We start from the raw sequence: 17,788 nt of genomic DNA on the forward strand, positions 1-17,788 counted from the left end.
TACGCAATTTAGAATTTAAATGTTACATTGACTCCAAGATCTCTTGTAGTTGGCATTGAGCCGATGGACCACCCATAAGAATTGAGCCCTCCACCCACAACAGCCTCAGGATCAGCATATGGTAAATTTTTATGGATAATCCATAAATTTCTTCCTACAATCGAAATTTTAGCATCATAAATTTTGGTTCCAGCCAATAAAGATTTAGGAAGCATATATCCAATACTAGCCTCTCTTAACTTAATAAAGGAACCATCATAAACAAATTCACGGGATGGCTGTGTTTTATACCCCATAGAACTTCCATTATCAAACTGAGACAATTCAATATTATTGGGAGTTCCATTTGGAAGAACTCCTGGGAGTATAACGTTTTTATCTCTATAATCTCCAATAGCTGTTTCTTTGTATAGACCTGAAGATAATCCATAATACATATCCGTTGAGAATATATCTCCTCCTTTGCGCATATCGATTAAGAAGCTTAAAGAGAATCCTTTATAACTAAGACTATTTCTTATCCCTCCAATCCAATCAGGAGTAGTGTTACCAATAATCTGATTAGGGTTCTGCAAATACTTTCCGGTTTTTGGATCAACTACTTTCTCTCCGTTTAAATACGTATAGTCAGCCCCAACCAATGTTCCCCAAGCTTCTCCTACTCTTGCATTTAAAGAAACTCCTCCTTGAAAACTATTTAATAAAAGATTGGTGATTCCTGGATACAGACTAACCACTTCATTTTTATTTTTAGACCAGTTGACATCTATATTCCAAGTAAAATCTTTAGATTTAATTGGCACTAATCCTAACTGCACTTCGTATCCGGTATTGTCAATTCTACCAGCGTTGATAACCTTACCTGTATATCCGATTCCTGAAGAAACAGGAAGAACAATGATTTGATCAACTGTTTTTGTTTTATAATAAGCGAAGTCAACGGTTATTCTATCTTTTAGGAAATGAGCTTCAGTCCCTATTTCAAATTCTTTAGATCTTTGAGGTTTTAGATTTGGATTAGACTGATTTAAGATTGAATTGTATATTCCTATAGTTGATAAGATTCCTGCAGATCTATAATTATTAGCTAGCTGATATGGATCAGCTGTACCACCAACCTCTGCATAGTTCGCTCTTAATTTCCAGAAATTCATCCAATTTTTAGTATCTAAAATTTCAGACATAATTACTGCACCTGTTACAGAAGGATAATTATATACATTATTTCCTGCCGGCAAAGTTGAGCTTTGATCCACTCTCCATGTTCCGTCTATATAGAATTTTTTGAAGAAATCAAATGAGGCTGTAATGTATCCAGAATTTGTTTGAGTTGTGAACTCATTTTCATCTGATGCCAAAGGTGATTTTTTAGAGTTTGACAATGCATAAATTCCCGCAACTACCAAGCCTCCTTCTGTTGAAGCATAAACAGAATTAAAATAATTTCTACGTATATTTCCACCTACAACTCCAGAAACATTAATATCATCTGTTATATTAAATTTATAATTAGCCATTAAGTCGTAATTGGTTTCAGTCCTCAATACATCACGCCTTGCATAGCCAGAAGAAATAGTATTATTGGATTGCCCAAAGGCTTGTGGCAGAGATCCTACAGCCAATCTACTTTCTGCCAAAAGATTTGATCTATCATAAGAAACTTTTCCAGTAATAGAAATATTATCTATTACATCATAGGTTGCTTGTGCATAAGTAAAACTTCTGAACCTATTATCTGAAGTATAGTTTTGGTAAGCTTGAAAATATGGGTTATTCCAATATGCCGGTGCTCCATTAGTTGCTGATTTTCTATTCCACACGACGTTACCATAATTGTTCGATGCACTGGCAATCGCAGGATCAACATTCGCAAAATATGAATTCTCCAGATCCTTAAGATCTACATTGGTTTGCCACCATTGTCTGAAACCTGTTGCTATATTATTGGAATACCCTGTAATCCCACGTCCTTTGGTATCCTGCAAAGTCATTGTAGAATAAAAGGAAGTATGCAATTTGGGAGTTAAGTCATAGTTAATCTTTAAAGAGAAATTATTCTTGTTGAGATGTGAATTAGGAATCAAACCATCTGACATCATATTTTCATAGGTAAAACTAATATTTTTCCCTTTTTGTCCTTTTTCCAGGGTTACACTATTACTAAATGTAGTTGGATTATCAAAGAATTTAATCGGGCCGTTTTTAGCAGCGACCCATGGTGTAGCTTTTTTGTAGTTAGGAGAAGTCGGGTCAAAAGAGTCCCATTGATAAACCATCAAATTAGGATCAAATTTTGGGCCCCAAGATGCATCCGCATTGAAATTTGCATTATTTAAACCATCACCAGCCTGCGTTCCAAATTTTTGAGAATATCCGGCGCCATAGCTTGTTTGGTATTCGGGAAATGTTGATTTATCAATAAAACCAACCTGCATCGAAGAAGAAAATGTAACTCCCCAGGAACCGTCATCTTTCCCCTTTCCATTCTTTGTTGTTATTACAATTACTCCATTTAAACCTCTTTCTCCATAAAGAGCAGATGCCGCAGCACCTTTTAAAACGTTGATAGATTCAATATCTTCCTGATTGATATCAGATAAAGCATTACCATAATCAATATTTTTCTCCTGGGTATACGTATTATTTACTGGAGATCCATCAATCACAATTAAAGGATTTCCCCCTCCAAGAGTTTTTATACCTCTTATCAATAAGTTTGATGAGCCTCCAAAGTTGTTATTTGTTGTAACATTTAAGCCAGCTACCTTTCCTGATAATTGCGATGCTATATTCCCTGTATTTGTTGTACCATCAGAGAGTGCACTTGCCTTAATTTCCTGGGAAGCATAACCAAGAGATTTCTTTTCTCTTTTAATCCCAAGTGCAGTTACTACCACCCCTTCAATTTCTTTTGCTTTAATTGTATCATTCTTCTCTTGTGCTTGAGCAATAGCAACAGAGGAAGACAATACCAAAACAAGCAGACTTGTTGTCAGTTTCTTCATATCAAATTTAATTTTAAGACTGTACAAATTTGTAAAACTTTATTAAAAGCACAAAGTAAAATCATAAAAAAAATACAAAATATTTATTAAATTTAATAATTAATAACAATAATTCATTAAATTATGTTAAAATCAATATAATTAACAAAAACAAAACATCTAACCATTATTTTGTTTCAGAAAAATCCAACTGATTTTAATTGATATTTTCTATATAGAATATTTCTAAATACACAATAAGTTACTGATAATAAAATAATTACTCACTTAAAAATGAGTAAGGCAAAAATAAATCACAAAATTAACAATGTCATACATATCATATTTTCGTTGTAAAAAATCCTTAAGTCACAAATATTAAACAAAAAAAACCGCCCGAAGGCGGCTTTTGATATGAATGTTAAAATATATCTTTAGTTGATATCCCAGAATATTTTTGTGGTTAATTTATCTCCACCGATTGCAGCACTTGCAGCAGCATAATTACTACCATTCGTTGTAGCTTCAGCAGTAGGATATTGAAGTCTTACAGGAACTTTTCCTTCGGCATTTGGAATTGCAGTTGAAGGAGCAACCAATTGAGGATAGTCTAATCTTCTGTAAAAATTCCAGGAAGTTATTGCCTGATTATACATCGCAACCCAAGCCTGCTCACCAATAGATTTTTTCCAGTTGGCAGCATTATATGGATGCGCAGCAATATAAGCGGCAGCATCTGATGCTAATCCCCAATCATTAAAAGATGAAGTAATTGCATCAGAATATAATGCAGCAGGGCTTCCTCCTATACCCCATCTTGCAGCGGCTTCAGCACGATAAAAAGATACTTCAGTATAGCTTAAAATTATCCCTGGTGTAGTAGCAGTATATGCAAACTCGCCAGCATTTGAAAAATCAGCAAATTCTCCCGGAGTCCCAATAACTTGGCCTATATAATCACCGTCAACATCTGTATAATATGCACTGATTCTTGGATCGCTATTAGCATTCATATAATCAACCAAAGTCTTTCCAGCAATAAAGTCATCTCTGGAGCTCGTTTCCTGGAACATAGGATTTTCATTAGGAGAAGCTTCTAGATATTGAAACTGGCAATTATCACCTGATGAAGTTATTACACCGCCTGTTATTGCTTTGTTTACAGTATTTTGTGCTAAGGTAGGATTAACATCTGCTAAACTAATTCCCAATTTAAGCAATAATGAATTTCCAAATTTTCTCCATTTTGCTATATCACCCTTGTAATATATATCTCCATTACCAAAAGTACCTCCAGTAGCTGATAAATTATTAATATCATCAGTTAATTTAGTTATAAGAGATGAGTATATTTCAGATGCTTTGTCATATTTCGGAAGTGGATAAAGATCTATGTTCAGAGCCTGTGAATAAGGAATATCTCCATAGGTATCCACTAAAACCTGATAAGTATAAACCTTCAACATATCAACTATAGCCAACTGATTTTTCTTTTTAGCAGGCCATGAAGCTATTTCTGAGGGAGTTGGCGCGTAAGCATTAATAATTCTTTCTGCCTGATCCAAGTTTTTCAATACGTTCACATAATTGTCGGTCCAAACATTATTAGATACGGTTCTATTCGTAAAGTCATAATTACTTTCATTTACATAAATAGTTTCTGTCCAGTACTGCATAGTCAGCCTAAAGTTGTTTTCATTTACACTAGGCGTGTTCATATAATCACTAAGCTCTTTTTGTGCATAAGTAAGTAAAGACTCCTGAGTCGTGTTATAAAATGCATGATCATCCAAATTGACATCATCAGTCGTTGAACATCCTATAAACAAAAGAGCTAATATTGGTGTTATTATATATTTTTTCATGTTCTTTAGAAATTAATTTTTACATTAAATGAAATGTTTCTAGTAGCTGGCATTGGTCCAGATTGGTATCCTTGAATATTTCCAGAGGAAAGCCCTGCTTCCGGATCAGAATAAGGTAAATTTTTATGCATAATCCATAAGTTATTTCCTATTAAACTTACCGACATGCCCTGTATAAATTTAGAATTAAAGAATTCTTTATTAAATCTATAAGTTATTGCTACCTCTCTTAGTTTTATGAAACTTGCATCATATACATAAGCTGCTCCAGGAAGGTCTGTTCCAAGCACTTGGCTTGATTGTGATTTATCCAATCTGATTGTATTCGGAATATAAGTTCCTGGACTATTAGGGTTCTCCATTACTCCCGGAAGAATTACCCCTCCACCATTGGCTAGCGTATTTCTGATTGGATTTCCTAGATCATTAAATCCTACTGAATCCGGATAGATCCCTGTTCCATATCCATAAAATTGATCTAATGAATATATTTTCCCTCCTTTTCTCCAATCAATTAAGAAGCTTAATGACAAGTTCTTGTAATTCAATGTATTATTCATACCAGCCGTCCAGTCAGCCTGGAAACTTCCTTGGTTATATGTAGGAGTGTCTGTTACTAAATAAGCCCCATTTTCTCCAACAATACGCTGTCCATTTGAATCATAAACATAGTCAGATGTCCATATTGAACCATAATCTCCATTAAGAGGGGCATTAATACTAACCCCACCCTGGGCTCTACCCATTGTAATATTTTCAATACCTTCAGCAAGTGCCGTTACTTTTGTCCAAGGATTAGACCAGTTTAAACTTAAATCCCAAGAGAAATTAGTTGTTTTAATAGGTGTTGCATTAATGGATACTTCAAAACCTTTTGTTGTAAGTTCTCCTGCATTTTGGGTCTTAGCCAGCGCTCCGTTAGCAAAAGAAACTGGCAACGGTAATATCTGATCAAATGCTTTATTCTGGAACCAAGCAACATCAAAACCTAAACGATTATTAAACATTTTTGTTTCAATACCGAATTCTATGTTTTTAAGCCCTTGAGATTTAAGTTCAAAATTTCTAAGAGTTGTGTTGTAAGCATAGATTGGAATGTCTCCATAAGAAGGCTGTGAGAAATATCTATTCAATAACTGGTCTGCTCCAGTATCTGATCCCACTTCTGCATAGGCTGCACGTATCTTACCAAAATTCAACCAGTTTGCTTTTATTAGGTTTGAAAATACAACACTGGCAGATAATGAAGGATACCAGTAAACAGCATCATTTTCAGGAAGAGCAGTAGACTGATCTCTTCTGTAAGTACCTTCTAAGTAATATGTGTTTTTATACCCCAGTGATATTTGACCAAATACGCCATAAACATATTTTGATAAGTCTGAAATTATAGGTCTAACTGGCGCAGAATTTGAATTCGCTATTGTATAAATTCCAGGAATATAAAGACCTCCTGATGTAGATTGCTGATTAGAATACGTTTTTTGTACATTAACGTTACCTCCTAATAGAACATTGAAGTTAAAATCATCAGTAATATTCTTTTTATATGTTCCTATGAAATCATAATTGGTTTCGGAAAACTTATATTGACTCGTAGCATAACCTGAAGGCTGATTAACCCCTCCATTTAGCCCAAAGGAATTCCCTGTATATGACCCTACAGCTTTTCTGTCCTCGGTAATCATTGTGTAACCATCTCTTCCCATTCTTACTAATAGGTTAATATCTTTTGTTACATCATAACTTAAACTGAAGTTTCCTGCAAATCTGTCTCTTGAGTCATTCTGATAGTTTTCATATCGCTGAAAATAAGGATTATCCCAGAATGCCGGTGTCAGATCTGTCATACTCCTCATATTCCATGTATAATTCTTTTTATACGCATCATAGAGATACTGCAAATCTTTAACATCAGTGTTTGTAGCCCACCATTGTCTGAAATTGGTCATAATATTATCATTATAACCGGTCGTATTTCGACCAACAGTTTTTTGAGTAATATAATTGGCATATAAGTTAGCAGTCAACTTATCTGTCAATTTATATGATGCATTTCCACTGAAGTTATTTTTAATCAATGAACTGTTTGGCATTATATCAGAAGCATCAGTGTTTGTATAACTTAATCGATAAGTTGCCTGATCATTTCCTCCATTGAAAGATAAACTATTTACGTAATTTGTTCCTGTATTAAAGAATTTAATCGGACCATTTTTCGCCATTTGCCAAGGTGTTCTTTGCCCTTCAGTTGGAGAACCCGGAATAAATGCACCATACTGCCATACCATTGATCCATCATAAGGCGAACCGTAAGAAGCATCATTACCAAAAGATACCCTTGGGCTTCCTTGATACAATGCACTACTAAAGCTTCTCCCTGTATACCCTTGTCCATATTGAGTCTGATATTCCGGGAAAGTAGATTTATCTATAGTAGACATAGTAATAGAAGTAGAGAATTCCATCCCAATACCTTCTTTATTCTTCTTTCCTCTTTTTGTAGTAATAATGATGGCACCATTCTGTGCTCTCGAACCATATAATGCAGTTGCTGCCGCACCTTTAAGAACGTTGATAGTCTCTATATCATTGGGGTTGATATCTGATACTGAACTTCCATAGTCATAACCACCACCACCAGTGGCTTGGTTGGCCGTATTGATATTTTTATTCATAATAGGAACACCATCTACTACAAAAAGCGCCTGGTTATCTCCTAATAGAGATTTATATCCTCTTGTAACTACATTGATAGATCCTCCAAAGTTTGTACTTTGTTTAATTTCTAAACCCGCTACTTTACCGGATAGGTTATTTAAGAAGTTAGTAGTAGGATTTTTATTAACAGCCTCTCCCTTTACTTCCTGGGTAGCATAACCGAGAGATCTTTTCTCTCTCTTAATTCCGAGTGCAGTTACTACTACTCCCTCGATTTCTTTTGTTTTTACAGTATCATTCTTCTGTTGAGCGTTAGCAATGGCAACAGATGAAGACAATACCAAAACAAGCAGACTTGTCGTTAGTTTCTTCATATCAAATTTTAATTTTGTATCATCTACAAATTTGTAAAACTTTCTTAAAAACACAAAATAAAATCTTAAAAAAATATCAATTATTCATTTATTTTTAAAAAAAATATGATAAAAATTACTAAATTAAGTTAAAAACAAAACAATTAACAATAACAAACTATTTAAACAATATCTTTTTTCAGAAAAAGGCAAATCATTTTAATTGATAATTTCTATAGGAAACATTAACAAAATATCATGATAACAACCTGATTATCAAATGAATTAATCACATTATAATGATAAATAATTACTTACTTCATTTATAATACAATGTATTGCATATAAATATTTTATCTATTTAAACAGGGATTAAAGCGCTACTTTTAAATAAAACACAATCACAAGCGATAAAAGTTGTTATGAGATTTTAACCAATATATTATAAATAGGTTCTAAATATTCATTGATTAAGACTACAATATATTTTACTAATTTTACACCACTTTATGATATGGTAAAAACGTATGGGCTTATTACAAAAATGGACGGATCTCTACATCGAGGCTGGATGTGATGAAGTGGGAAGAGGATGCTTAAGCGGTCCGGTAGTTGCGGCAGCCGTTATTCTGGATGATAGCTTTAAGCCAAATTTAGTTAATGATTCAAAGAAGCTGACATTTAAGACGAGGATGGAACTGGATAGTTATATAAAAGATAATGTAAAAAATTACGCCATTGCAGAACTGCCTCCTTCTTTTATTGATGAACACAATATTCTTAATGCGAGCATTCATGCTATGCATCGTGCATTAGATCAATTAACAATAATTCCGGAGCTGATTTTAGTAGACGGAAATAAATTCCATCCTTATAATTACATTCCTCATCAGTGCATCATACAAGGAGATGCAAAGGTTTTATCTATTGCAGCAGCTTCTATTCTTGCCAAAAACTACAGGGATCGATTGATGATTGAACTTCATGAAGAATTTCCACAATATAACTGGAACACCAATTTTGGATATGCCACCAAAGCTCATCAGCAGGCTTTAATAAAATATGGTCCGACAAAACACCACCGAAGATCATTCAGATTAGAATATGATTAAATAGGACATAACAAAAAGAGAAGCAAAATTTGCTTCTCTTTTTTATAATATACTGTTATTTTATTTCTTTTTTTTCTGCTGCTCCTGAATTTTTTGTTGATCCTGAGCTTTCTCCATCATTTCTCTCATTTTCTTCTGGAATTTACCTTCAGATTTTGGCTTTTCTTTATTTGCCTGTATCTGCGCATGAATTTTCTTTTCATCCAGTATCCAGTATTTAATAACAAGAATAATCAAAATATTGATCGCATTGGATACAAAATAATACCATGAAAGACCTGATGCTGACGTATTCAAGAAGAAAAGGAATGTAATAGGGAAAATATACATCAACACTTTCATGTTCGGCATCCCTTCCTGTTGAGGCTGCTGCATATTTCCTGAAGTCATTACTGTGTAGATTAAGATCACAATGGTACACGCTAGTGCAAAAACACTTAAATGATCTCCTAAGAAAGGAATCTTAAATGGAAGTTTAATCAAATCATCATAAGCCGTTAAATCTTTTGCAAACCAGAACCCTTTTCCTCTAAGATCTATAAAGTTCGGGAAGAAACGGAATAAGGCGTAGAAGATCGGAATCTGTACCAGAGCCGGAAGACACCCTGCCATCTGGTTTACTCCTGCCTTTCGGTAGATTTCCATAGTTGCCTGCTGCTTTTTCATTGGATCTGCATCTTTCAGCTTGGCATTTACTTCGTCAATTTCAGGACGAATCACTTTCATCATCGCACTTAACTTATGCTGCTTATACATAATCGGCGATAAGATCAGCTTTACAATAATTGTCATTAAGAAGATCACCCAACCTGCTGTAAGTCCCCAACTGGCAATAAAATTATACATTGGCATAAAGAACCCACGGTTCATCCAACCGATTAAAGACCATCCTAATGGTAATATTTCATCAAAGTTTTTATCATATGATTTTAACAAAGGTAAATCAAGCGGCATAAAATACCAGGTAAAATCCTGATTAAGCTCGCTTCCTGTCATCTGTACGAATCCTTCAAAATTAAGTTTCTTCAGGTATTCGCCTTCTTCAATAGCTTCCTGATTTCCTTTACTTTGTGTGAAACCGCTTTTGGATTCAATTACAGAGGAGAAGAACTGCTGTTTTACACCAATCCAGTTAAGAGTTTCTTTTTCTTCCTCCATTGTTGTTCTTCCATCATAATCATAATCTTTATAATTATTGAAGGCATATGAGAATTCTGAGTGAGACTGTTCCTGTGCTCTACCCTTCTCCAGGTTTCTTACACTGTAGTCCCAGATAAAATCTGCTTTGTTATCAGCAGTAATAGCAGCAAGCCCTTTCGTTCTTACTTTAAAATCAAGTGTATATTTTGGAAGTAATGTGTAAACAAACTGAATAACAGCACTGTTGTAATTAGCCGTCATTGTTACGGTATTTCCATTAACAGCAGGTGTAAAAACCAAATCTTTAGTATTGATTACTTTTCCTGTTTTATCTTTAAACTGAAAACCGTAGTTCGAATTCTTTTTGTCGATCAGGTAAAGAGGAAGATCCGCCTTATCTGTTTTATGGTCATATGCTTTATATTCCGAAAGCTGCACTTTAGAAACCTGTCCTCCTAAGCTTGAGAATTCCACGTTCAGTTCTTTGTTGTTCAAACTGGCCGTCTGGATGGCACCAGGAGTTACATTTGGATTGATATTGCTTGCCTGAGTCTGTTTTACAGCATTTTTTACCTGCTCAACTTTCTGTTCCTGAGCTTTTAACTGCTCTTCTTTCGACTGTTTGTTCTGGAAATAGAACATGAATCCGAAAAGAACCAAACATAAAACCGCAAAACTGATCATTTGACTTTTATCGATTCCTTTGTTTTCTTGCATTTTATTTTTATATTAAAATTTTAAATTTAATCAAGCATCACAATATGCTGCTTTTTGAGCTGACAAAAATACTGTTTTTTTATCAAAACTCTATGCATTACCATGTTACTATATAATAAACTCAAGCTGAGAATAATCAGCCTGAGTTTATTTTAAGACGTTTATAGTAAATAATTACCTTATTTCTTTTCGCAAGCCTTGACAAAGGCTCTGAATAGAGGGTGCGGCGTTGCTACTGTACTTTTGTATTCAGGGTGGTACTGCACTCCTACATAGAACGGATGGTCAGGAAGCTCAAGAGCCTCTACCAGACCTGTTTCCGGATTGGTACCTGTTGCCAGGAACCCGTTCTTTTCAAATTCCTGAAGATAATCACTGTTAAATTCATAACGGTGACGGTGTCTTTCTGTAATATTTTTAGTTCCGTAGATATCGTATAGTTTGGAACCGTTTTTCAATGAACATTTCCAAGCTCCAAGGCGCATTGTGCCTCCTTTGTCTACGATATTTTTCTGTTCTTCCATGATAGAAATTACAGGATCCGGTGTAGAGGTGTCAAATTCCATTGAATTCGACTTGGTGTGTCCAAGAACATTTCTTGCAAATTCAATTGTCATGATCTGCATTCCTAGACAAATTCCCAGCATCGGAACTTTATTTTCTCTTGCATATTGAGCTGTAAGCACTTTTCCTTCGATTCCTCTATCGCCAAAACCTGGAGCAATAAGGATTCCGTCTACCCCATTTAAAGTCTCTTTAATATTTTCAGCAGTGATATCTCCACTGTATACCCATCTTACTTTCACTTCAGTTTCAAGACTTGCCCCTGCATGTTTGAAAGCTTCAGCAATAGAAATATAAGAATCCTGCAGAGAAATATATTTTCCTACCAAGGCAATTTCTACAGTTCTTTTAGGGTTTTTGAATTTTTTAAGGAAAGTTTTCCAATCTTTCAGATCAGCTTCTTTATCATTTTTCAGATCCAATTCTTTTAAAACGACATCATCAAAATTTTGTTTCTGAAGATACATTGGAACTTCATAGATCGTTTCAAGATCTTTACATTCAATAACATTATCCAGAGACACATTACAGAATTGAGCTAATTTCGCTCTCTGATCTTTTGGAATATTATGTTCTGTTCTACAAACCAAGACATCTGCCATAATTCCGCTTTCCATCAATTGACGAACGGAATGCTGTGAAGGTTTTGTTTTCAATTCACCGCTTGAAGCCAGATAAGGCAACAGGGTAAGGTGGATCACCATAGAATTCTTCTCACCAAGCTCCCATTTCAGCTGACGTACAGTTTCAATGTATGGAAGAGATTCAATATCTCCTACCGTTCCTCCGATCTCAGTAATGATGATATCGTAGTTCTGCTTGGAAAGCATTTTAATTCTTCTTTTGATCTCGTTGGTGATATGAGGAATTACCTGAACCGTTTTTCCCAAGAAATCTCCTTTTCTTTCTTTTTCAATAACTGTTTGGTAGATTTTCCCGGTAGTAACATTGTTGTTTTGGGAGGTAGGAGCATCCAAATAACGCTCGTAGTGACCTAAATCCAGATCCGTTTCTGCACCATCTTCGGTTACATAGCATTCTCCGTGTTCATATGGATTCAGTGTTCCGGGGTCGATGTTGATATAAGGATCCAGTTTTTGGATCGTTACGCTAAAACCGCGTGATTTTAACAAAAGTCCCAGAGAAGCAGACACGATTCCTTTTCCCAAAGATGAAGTTACACCTCCTGTCACAAAGATGTACTTTGTATTCTTTTTACTCATTAGATTAGGTTTGTGCAAAGTTATGGGAAAAAGAGATACAAAGCAATTTTTTAAATTTTGAAAACCGAAAAACCTCCTGTATCATTTATAAATTCTGATTAAAAATTTCATCCATATTTTCATAAATGCAATGACAAAATGCGATAACCATCATGATTTCGGTATACAAATTAAAACCGAAATTCCAACAGCTGCCACCCGTATTACCTTTTGCATAAGAATATCTTTTTAATCTGATAGGATGTTGACCAACGGGAAAAATTAATGACCATAAAAAAGGCTTCTCAATCACTTGAAAAACCTTTTGAATTTAATTATTTACAAAATTATTGTTTTATCAACTCAAAATATAGACTTACTTCCACATCTTTAGCTACTCCTGCACCGGTGGGATCGTATTTAATTCCATAGTCTAAGCGGTTAACTGTGAATTTTGTCTGAAAACCCATTACCTCTTTTCCCTGCTGGTTTTTGGTGACTCCTCCGAATGTTACCGGAACACTTATTTCCTTTACAGTCTCTTTAATTTTCAGGGTTCCTTTCAGGATGTATGAATTTTTATCCTTGGTAATAGAGGTACTGTGAAAGCTTATTGCCGGGTATTTTTCCACATCAAAAAAATCAGCGCTTTTAAGATGTCTGTCTCTCATTTCTACTCCTGTGTTAATAGAGCTCACCTCTACTCCAAAATCGAAAACGGCATTATCTAAATTAGTGCCTTCAGTCGTTACTCTTCCTTTAAAAGAATCGAAACGTCCCTGTACAAAGCTAATCCCCATATGCTTGATATTAAAGTTTACCGAAGAATGCATAGGATCTACTGCCCATTCAGTTTGTGCGAAACCCAGAACGCTTAACAGTGTGAAAACGAAAGATAAAAATACTTTTTTCATAATAACTTAATTTTAGTTGAGTAAAGATAACACATATTGATTATCTTGTTCTTGATGTAGGTTAGTTTTTAATTTTAGATGAAATTATTTTAGAATATAACAAGTTGAAGACAAATATGATCAGAAATACAACGAGTGAATTAACATAAAGGAATAAAGCAAGAAGTCCGGCATCTGTTTTATTTGAAAAATAAGCAAGGGGGTTCGTTCCAGAAATAATTAATGTTATTAAATAAATGATTTCAAATAAAACCGCAATTTTTAAAACTGAACTATAATTCTTTCTGAAGATTAATATCGTAATAAAACTGACAATTGTTACAATAATGCATTCCACTAAAACCCCAATTGGCACCAGGGCAATTCCGTCTGATTTTTCTTTTAAAAAACATAATGTCCATTCGCTGAATTGGGCATTAAGAAAACTCATCACAATAAATATGACCAAACTTCTCATTAAAATATTTTTCATGTTTGGAAATTAATTAAAATTCTGAAAGGACATTCATTTTTTTTAACTTCGCAGTATGGCAAAACTGAAAACAGCATATTTCTGTCAAAACTGCGGAACCCAATATTCCCAATGGATGGGACAGTGCAAAAACTGTGGAGAATGGAATACCCTTGTGGAGGAAGTCGTAGAAAAAACCTCATCCAAAACTCCTCCGTTTTCAAAATCAAAACAGCACGTCATCAACATTATTGAAGTTGAGACCAGTGAAGAACCGAGAATAAAAACACCTTCTGAGGAACTAAACCGTGTTCTGGGCGGAGGTATTGTGCTGGGTTCTGTCACACTGATCGGAGGAGAGCCCGGAATCGGAAAATCTACACTTCTGCTTCAGCTTGCTTTAAAGATGAAGAAAAAAATCTTTTATGTTTCCGGAGAGGAAAGTGCTTCACAGATCAAGATGAGGGCAGACAGGCTGACAGATGTTCAGAATCCGAACTGTTTCCTTTTTACGGAAACTTCACTGGAAAAGATTCTCCACGAAGCCAAAAAGCTGGAACCGGATTTCATAATCATTGATTCTATCCAGACCTTACAATCTCAGTTGATCGAAAGTTCACCCGGAACCGTTTCCCAGATCAGGGAGTGTTCGAATGAAATTATAAAATTTGCAAAAGAGAACAATACCCCCGTATTCTTGGTAGGCCATATTACAAAAGACGGCCAGATAGCCGGGCCAAAAGTGCTGGAACATATGGTAGATGTGGTTTTAAACTTCGATGGAGACAGAAATCATCTTTTCAGACTGTTAAGAGCCAATAAAAACCGTTTTGGGTCTACTTCTGAAATTGGTATCTATGAAATGGTTTCACAGGGTTTAAAAGAAATCAGAAATCCTTCTGAGATCCTTATTACCAAGAAATTTGAAGAGCTTTCCGGCAATTCCGTGGCAGTAACTCTGGAAGGAAACCGGCCTATGCTTCTGGAGATCCAGGCATTAGTGAGTACTGCTGTTTACGGGACCCCACAGAGAAGCTCTACCGGATTTGACGCAAAAAGACTGAATATGCTTCTGGCTGTTCTGGAAAAGCGTGCAGGATTCCAGCTTGGGGCTAAGGATGTCTTTTTAAATATTACCGGAGGAATAAAAACAGATGATCCGGCATTAGATCTTGCCGTGGTAGCCTCCATCCTGTCGTCCAACGAAGATATTGCCATTTCCGAGCATTACTGTTTTGCAGGCGAGATCGGATTAAGTGGTGAGATCCGGCCAATAGCACAGGTGGAACAGAGAATTACAGAAGCTGAAAAATTAGGTTACGAAAAAATATTTGTATCGAATCTTAATAAAATACCGAAAAGAAAATTTGGAATTAAAATTGAGGAAGTGAGCAAAATTGAAGATTTCCACGAGAGAATCTTTTAAAATATTGTAGGTTCATTAACTGATATAGCAAAGCGGATTAATTATTCACCATTCATATTTAATCTCTATCTTTAATCTATGAATTATCTTGCTCATTCCTTTCTCACCTTTTCTGACGGACAGATTGTAGGACAGTTTCTTGAAGATTTTATCCGGAACAAAGACCGCTATTCCTTTCCAAAGGACATTCAGGATGGAATTACGATACACAGGGCCGTAGATACATTTACAGATTCCCATCCCGCTATCCATGAAGCTAAAAAGGTTTTCTCTCCTTTGGTCAGATTGTATGCAGGTGCTTTTGTAGATGTTGCCATGGATTATTTTGTAGCCACTGATCTTTCCCTGAATTCTTTAGCTGAATGGAAGGCACATTCCTTACGGGTATATAGAGTTCTTAATGAACATGAAGAATGGCTTCCCGAAAACTTCAAACTCATGTTGGCTAAAATGGAAAAAGATGACTGGCTGTATAATTACCGTGAAGATTGGGGCATTAAGTTCAGCATGCGTAATGTTCTCAATAAAGCAAAATACCTGAATCCTGACATTCCCGTTTTCGAAGCATTCCTGGAAAATAAACCTTTCCTTCAGGAATGTTATAACAATTTTTTTCCTGATCTTCTTGATCACGCCAAAGGAATCAATGCAATGATTCAAATGGATCATAAATAAAAAACACTTACAGGGAACGTAAGTGCTTTTTTTAACAATTTGTGTTGTTAGAATCTGCTGCCTTAATGTGATAATGGGAAATTTTCACATTGCATTAATCGTAGTATAAAAACTGTTATTTAGCACCTTCATTTTTTGACTTTCGCTTTTATTAATCCCTAACTGATCAACAAAGACTTCTTAGGGTACAAATTAGAGCATCTGTTTCGTTATTAAGGTTTCCACTTATTTCCAATCAGCTTATGGCTTTTTATTTCATTTATAAATGATGATTTCAGTGAAAATTTCTTTTTAAGAAATGATTAATTAAAAAAAACAACTACACACAAATATAATTTTTTTAAAGCAAAAAACAAAATATAATAGGCATTAATTAATAAATAATACCTAATTTTAAATAATTAATAACTAAATATTAAATTTATTGAAAAATAGTCATTGCAAATAATTTAAACATAGAGACCAATCAAGACTATTAATCAATAATTAGTGATTTAATACTTGTTTAAATTTATAATAGACAAAGGAAAAGTTGCCAATTAAAACTGCCTGTATAAATATCGGTTGGGATAGGTAAGCTTTTCACTTTTTCTCTCACCATTCACAATCATGTGAACAATATTAATCTGATCATCAAAAAGATTGTACAGAAAACTGACCGCCGACTCCACTTTTTTAGGCGTATTAAGGGTTTCCGACTCAAGAAAAACATTCACAGATTCACTATCTTCTTCATATCCTACGTAATTTATTCTTAAAAACTTTCCGTCAGCTTTTAATTTGAAATATTCTGCACAATATTTTTCCAGAGCTTCATTAAGCCTGGCTTTATATTTTTCGTCATTAAAATGGAAAGAGTTTCCATATTTTTTGCCTAATGCGTTTTCCAGATCATCAAGAAAAAAACGGCCTGTGATCTCAAAAGATTTGGATTTGGAATTATAATTAATTTCAACAGAACCTACATGATAAGGATGCTTCACCTTTGAAAAAGAGAATAAAAAAAATACCGGTAATAAAAACAGCCATAAATTCTTCATATGCCCTGACCTTTAAAATTTGTTCGAAATTAATCATTATTTTCGTACGCATTATATTTTTACGTTATGATGCAGGATTTTCTCTTCTATTTAAACCTTGGCTGGGAACATATTATTTCTCTGGATGCGTTGGACCATCAATTATTTGTCCTCGCTCTGATTGCCGTATATTCTTACAGTGACTGGAAAAAAATACTGATCCTTGTGACTGCTTTTACAATAGGACATTCTATCACATTGGCATTGAGTATTCTCGATATTTTCAGAGTTCCCTCTGCCTGGGTAGAATTCTTAATTCCGCTCACAATTGTCCTTACCTCTCTGGATAATATTCTGATGAAAAACAAAAAGCAGACCCTGATGCGGACCAATTATTATCTGGCAGCCATCTTTGGGCTTATCCATGGAATGGGGTTTGCAAATACGGCAAGAGTGATGATCGCCAAAAGCCAGAGTATCGCCATACCGTTATTAGGCTTTAATATCGGGCTGGAATTGGGTCAGATCGTTATTGTTTTAGGGATTCTTATCCTTTTATTTATTTTGCTGAGCATTTTTAAGGTTAACAAAAAAGACTGGGTCCTGTTCGTATCTTCCGGAGTATTCGCATTGGCTTTAAAAATGACTTTAGAAAGAATTCCTTTTTAACTTTGAAACATTTTTAATTTTTCAACGACTTATTAT

12 protein-coding genes are annotated in these 17,788 nt (G+C 34.8%); 4 read left to right on the top strand and 8 right to left on the bottom strand.

Features of this window, described 5'->3' with window-relative positions:
* Positions 1-8 precede the first annotated feature (8 nt).
* The 3 genes from DRF61_RS06410 to DRF61_RS06420 form a co-directional block, all read right to left on the bottom strand.
* A complete protein-coding gene (locus tag DRF61_RS06410) occupies positions 9-3,005 on the bottom strand; it encodes a SusC/RagA family TonB-linked outer membrane protein (protein WP_111955233.1) in 2,997 nt (998 codons plus the stop codon).
* A gap of 413 nt (positions 3,006-3,418) precedes the next feature.
* Positions 3,419-4,813, bottom strand: coding sequence for a SusD/RagB family nutrient-binding outer membrane lipoprotein (locus tag DRF61_RS06415; protein WP_228452673.1), 1,395 nt, complete (start codon positions 4,811-4,813; stop codon positions 3,419-3,421).
* Positions 4,814-4,854: 41 nt separating this feature from the next.
* Positions 4,855-7,884 carry a SusC/RagA family TonB-linked outer membrane protein gene (locus DRF61_RS06420; RefSeq protein ID WP_111955634.1) on the bottom strand — a complete coding sequence of 1,010 codons (3,030 nt, stop codon included), beginning with the start codon at positions 7,882-7,884 and terminating at the stop codon, positions 4,855-4,857.
* Positions 7,885-8,390: 506 nt separating this feature from the next.
* Here DRF61_RS06420 and DRF61_RS06425 point away from each other — a divergent pair.
* Positions 8,391-8,975 (top strand): ribonuclease HII, encoded by a 585-nt coding sequence (locus DRF61_RS06425; protein WP_111955237.1) that lies wholly within the window; start codon positions 8,391-8,393, stop codon positions 8,973-8,975.
* Between the two features lie 60 nt (positions 8,976-9,035).
* On the opposite strand, the gene yidC is transcribed toward DRF61_RS06425, so the two are convergent.
* The 4 genes from yidC to DRF61_RS06450 all read right to left on the bottom strand — a co-directional run bounded on the left by yidC (position 9,036) and on the right by DRF61_RS06450 (position 13,984).
* Positions 9,036-10,832, bottom strand: coding sequence for a membrane protein insertase YidC (gene yidC, locus DRF61_RS06430; protein WP_111955239.1), 1,797 nt, complete (start codon positions 10,830-10,832; stop codon positions 9,036-9,038).
* 179 nt (positions 10,833-11,011) lie between these two features.
* Positions 11,012-12,619 carry a CTP synthase gene (locus DRF61_RS06435; protein ID WP_111955241.1) on the bottom strand — a complete coding sequence of 536 codons (1,608 nt, stop codon included), beginning with the start codon at positions 12,617-12,619 and terminating at the stop codon, positions 11,012-11,014.
* Between the two features lie 326 nt (positions 12,620-12,945).
* The gene (locus tag DRF61_RS06445) at positions 12,946-13,512 is read right to left on the bottom strand and encodes a YceI family protein (protein ID WP_111955245.1); all 567 of its coding nucleotides are present in this window, start codon (positions 13,510-13,512) and stop codon (positions 12,946-12,948) included.
* A gap of 61 nt (positions 13,513-13,573) precedes the next feature.
* A complete protein-coding gene (locus tag DRF61_RS06450; protein WP_111955247.1) occupies positions 13,574-13,984 on the bottom strand; it encodes a hypothetical protein in 411 nt (136 codons plus the stop codon).
* Positions 13,985-14,039: 55 nt separating this feature from the next.
* Between DRF61_RS06450 and radA the strand changes: the two genes are divergently transcribed.
* On the top strand, positions 14,040-15,389 hold the full coding sequence (gene radA, locus DRF61_RS06455; protein ID WP_111955249.1) for a DNA repair protein RadA: 1,350 nt from the start codon (positions 14,040-14,042) through the stop codon (positions 15,387-15,389).
* Between the two features lie 78 nt (positions 15,390-15,467).
* Positions 15,468-16,064 (top strand): acyl carrier protein phosphodiesterase, encoded by a 597-nt coding sequence (locus DRF61_RS06460; protein WP_111955251.1) that lies wholly within the window; start codon positions 15,468-15,470, stop codon positions 16,062-16,064.
* A 539-nt stretch (positions 16,065-16,603) separates the two neighbouring features.
* Here DRF61_RS06460 and DRF61_RS06465 read toward each other — a convergent pair.
* On the bottom strand, positions 16,604-17,104 hold the full coding sequence (locus tag DRF61_RS06465; RefSeq protein ID WP_111955253.1) for a DUF6702 family protein: 501 nt from the start codon (positions 17,102-17,104) through the stop codon (positions 16,604-16,606).
* A 69-nt stretch (positions 17,105-17,173) separates the two neighbouring features.
* Between DRF61_RS06465 and DRF61_RS06470 the strand changes: the two genes are divergently transcribed.
* Positions 17,174-17,752, top strand: a complete 579-nt coding sequence (locus DRF61_RS06470) for a HupE/UreJ family protein (protein ID WP_111955255.1) — start codon at positions 17,174-17,176, stop codon at positions 17,750-17,752.
* Positions 17,753-17,788: the final 36 nt, after the last annotated feature.

The organism is Chryseobacterium lathyri (assembly GCF_003290185.1).
GTDB classification, from domain to species: Bacteria; Bacteroidota; Bacteroidia; order Flavobacteriales; family Weeksellaceae; genus Chryseobacterium; species Chryseobacterium lathyri.

Bases quoted from the DNA above. Each gene is read 5' to 3' on its own strand.
- DRF61_RS06410 (WP_111955233.1), bottom strand. From the start codon at position 3,005: ATGAAGAAACTGACAACAAGTCTGCTTGTTTTGGTATTGTCTTCCTCT.
- DRF61_RS06420 (WP_111955634.1), bottom strand. From the start codon at position 7,884: ATGAAGAAACTAACGACAAGTCTGCTTGTTTTGGTATTGTCTTCATCT.
- DRF61_RS06425 (WP_111955237.1), top strand. From the start codon at position 8,391: ATGGGCTTATTACAAAAATGGACGGATCTCTACATCGAGGCTGGATGT.
- yidC (WP_111955239.1), bottom strand. From the start codon at position 10,832: ATGCAAGAAAACAAAGGAATCGATAAAAGTCAAATGATCAGTTTTGCG.
- DRF61_RS06435 (WP_111955241.1), bottom strand. From the start codon at position 12,619: ATGAGTAAAAAGAATACAAAGTACATCTTTGTGACAGGAGGTGTAACT.
- DRF61_RS06445 (WP_111955245.1), bottom strand. From the start codon at position 13,512: ATGAAAAAAGTATTTTTATCTTTCGTTTTCACACTGTTAAGCGTTCTG.
- DRF61_RS06450 (WP_111955247.1), bottom strand. From the start codon at position 13,984: ATGAAAAATATTTTAATGAGAAGTTTGGTCATATTTATTGTGATGAGT.
- radA (WP_111955249.1), top strand. From the start codon at position 14,040: ATGGCAAAACTGAAAACAGCATATTTCTGTCAAAACTGCGGAACCCAA.
- DRF61_RS06460 (WP_111955251.1), top strand. From the start codon at position 15,468: ATGAATTATCTTGCTCATTCCTTTCTCACCTTTTCTGACGGACAGATT.
- DRF61_RS06465 (WP_111955253.1), bottom strand. From the start codon at position 17,104: ATGAAGAATTTATGGCTGTTTTTATTACCGGTATTTTTTTTATTCTCT.
- DRF61_RS06470 (WP_111955255.1), top strand. From the start codon at position 17,174: ATGCAGGATTTTCTCTTCTATTTAAACCTTGGCTGGGAACATATTATT.